Source organism: Flavobacterium sp. LM5 (assembly GCF_002017945.1).
GTDB lineage: Bacteria > Bacteroidota > Bacteroidia > Flavobacteriales > Flavobacteriaceae > Flavobacterium > Flavobacterium succinicans.
Genome location: NZ_MUFX01000057.1, coordinates 1 through 3,130 on the forward strand (window position 1 = coordinate 1; position 3,130 = coordinate 3,130).

The following is a 3,130-nucleotide window of genomic DNA, read 5'->3' on the forward strand; positions in this document are numbered from 1 at the left end:
TTGGTCTACGGATTGGGAGAATACTTTAATTAATAATTCTGCTATCAGAAGAGAAAATTCTATCGCAGTAAATGGTGGTGGAGAAAGTACAACTTATGCTTTTTCTGCAAATAACTTGAGTCAAGAAGGAGCTTTGAGAGGTTCTGATTTTGATAGAACGGCAGTGCGTTTAAATATTGCTACAAGAGTAAACAAAACGATTAGTGCAGGATTGAATATGGGGTATACAGCCTCTTCTCAAAACTACCCAACTCAAAGTGGTAATAGTTATAATAGTCCAATTCAATGGATTTATAGCGTGTCATCTATCTATCCTGTGTATCGTCATGATCCGAATGGTAGCTTGATTTTAGATTCTTTAGGGAATAAAATTTACGATTATGGTGCAAATCAAGGATCATTGAATGCGGCTCGTCCTTCTTTTCAAAATGAAAATGCTGCAGGAGCAATTTCAAATTATATTGTTAGAAATAATAGAGATGATATTACTTTAAATGGGTATGTAAACCTTGATATCATGGAAGGTTTAACTTTTAAATCAACTCTTGCGTATCAAAAATATTTGTACGACAATTATAACTATAGTTCTCCACTTTATGGTAATGCACAAAACGTTAATGGTAGAATTTCTCAAAACAGAGATATTTCAACCTCTATTAACTTTACTAATATGGTGAACTACAAAAAAGAAATTGGGAATCATACGTTCTCTATAGATGCTATTCAAGAGGCTTATCAGTTTAAAGTAGACGCTATGTATTCTAGCGGTGAAGGATTTTTGCCAGGAGTAGGTGTGAATAATGGGGCTACTAATCCAGTTGGGGTAGGTGGAAGTATCAATGAAGAAAGATTAGCTTCATATTTGGGAAGGGTTTCTTATAACTATGCTGGTAAATATTTTATTGAAGGTTCTTATAGATCGGATGGATCGTCTCGTTTTGCTCAAGAGGTGCGTTGGGGTAATTTCTATTCTATCGGAGGTGCTTGGAGTATTAAAGATGAGAGTTTCTTAGCAGATAACGAGACTATTAGTGCTTTGCGTTTAAAGGGATCGTATGGTGAATTAGGAAACAACAAGACTTCATCTTATTTTCCTTATGAGCAATTGTACAACTTAGGAACTTCAGAATTGACTAATGCAGGTATTACGCTTGGTAATCCTGTAAATAGAAACTTAACTTGGGAAAAAACAGCTTCAGCTAACATCGGAATTGAAGTTGGATTATGGAATAATCGTGTTCGATTTGGTGCAGATTATTACAACAAAGAATCTATTGATTTGATTTATGCAATTCCGCTTGCAGGTTCTACAGGAAGTACTACTTATTTAACTAATGCGGGTTCATTGAGAAACTATGGTTTAGAGGTGTATTTCAATACAACCAATATTCAAAATAGTGATTTCAGATGGACTACTGATTTGAATTTCTCTTTTGACAGAAATGAAGTGACTGCTTTAACGCAAGCGTCTGTAATTACAGGAACTAAAAGATGGGAAGAGGGAAGGTCTATTTATGATTTCCATCTGCATCTACTGCATCTGCATACCACATTCCACGTCCGTCGGTTGGATGCTACCCAGCCCATTCTTGCAGATGCAGAAATCATAAATAGACCTTCCCTCTTCCCATCTTTTAGTTCCTGTAATTACAGACGCTTGCGTTAAAGCAGTCACTTCATTTCTGTCAAAAGAGAAATTCAAATCAGTAGTCCATCTGAAATCACTATTTTGAATATTGGTTGTATTGAAATACACCTCTAAACCATAGTTTCTCAATGAACCCGCATTAGTTAAATAAGTAGTACTTCCTGTAGAACCTGCAAGCGGAATTGCATAAATCAAATCAATAGATTCTTTGTTGTAATAATCTGCACCAAATCGAACACGATTATTCCATAATCCAACTTCAATTCCGATGTTAGCTGAAGCTGTTTTTTCCCAAGTTAAGTTTCTATTTACAGGATTACCAAGCGTAATACCTGCATTAGTCAATTCTGAAGTTCCTAAGTTGTACAATTGCTCATAAGGAAAATAAGATGAAGTCTTGTTGTTTCCTAATTCACCATACGATCCCTTTAAACGCAAAGCACTAATAGTCTCGTTATCTGCTAAGAAACTCTCATCTTTAATACTCCAAGCACCTCCGATAGAATAGAAATTACCCCAACGCACCTCTTGAGCAAAACGAGACGATCCATCCGATCTATAAGAACCTTCAATAAAATATTTACCAGCATAGTTATAAGAAACCCTTCCCAAATATGAAGCTAATCTTTCTTCATTGATACTTCCACCTACCCCAACTGGATTAGTAGCCCCATTATTCACACCTACTCCTGGCAAAAATCCTTCACCGCTAGAATACATAGCGTCTACTTTAAACTGATAAGCCTCTTGAATAGCATCTATAGAGAACGTATGATTCCCAATTTCTTTTTTGTAGTTCACCATATTAGTAAAGTTAATAGAGGTTGAAATATCTCTGTTTTGAGAAATTCTACCATTAACGTTTTGTGCATTACCATAAAGTGGAGAACTATAGTTATAATTGTCGTACAAATATTTTTGATACGCAAGAGTTGATTTAAAAGTTAAACCTTCCATGATATCAAGGTTTACATACCCATTTAAAGTAATATCATCTCTATTATTTCTAACAATATAATTTGAAATTGCTCCTGCAGCATTTTCATTTTGAAAAGAAGGACGAGCCGCATTCAATGATCCTTGATTTGCACCATAATCGTAAATTTTATTCCCTAAAGAATCTAAAATCAAGCTACCATTCGGATCATGACGATACACAGGATAGATAGATGACACGCTATAAATCCATTGAATTGGACTATTATAACTATTACCACTTTGAGTTGGGTAGTTTTTGAGAAGAGGCTGTATACCCCATATTCAATCCTGCACTAATCGTTTTGTTTACTCTTGTAGCAATATTTAAACGCACTGCCGTTCTATCAAAATCAGAACCTCTCAAAGCTCCTTCTTGACTCAAGTTATTTGCAGAAAAAGCATAAGTTGTACTTTCTCCACCACCATTTACTGCGATAGAATTTTCTCTTCTGATAGCAGAATTATTAATTAAAGTATTCTCCCAATCCGTAGACCAATACTTGT

1 protein-coding gene and 1 pseudogene are annotated in these 3,130 nt (G+C 35.2%); one reads left to right on the forward strand and one right to left on the reverse strand.

Features of this window, described 5'->3' with window-relative positions:
* Positions 1–1,666 (forward strand): annotated as a pseudogene (locus BXU11_RS17955) (TonB-dependent receptor); the annotation flags it as partial.
* 1,192 nt (positions 1,667–2,858) lie between these two features.
* Here the strand turns inward: BXU11_RS17955 and BXU11_RS17960 are convergent.
* Positions 2,859–3,130 (reverse strand): hypothetical protein (locus BXU11_RS17960; protein ID WP_189318569.1); only part of this gene is annotated, 272 nt, incomplete at its 5' end.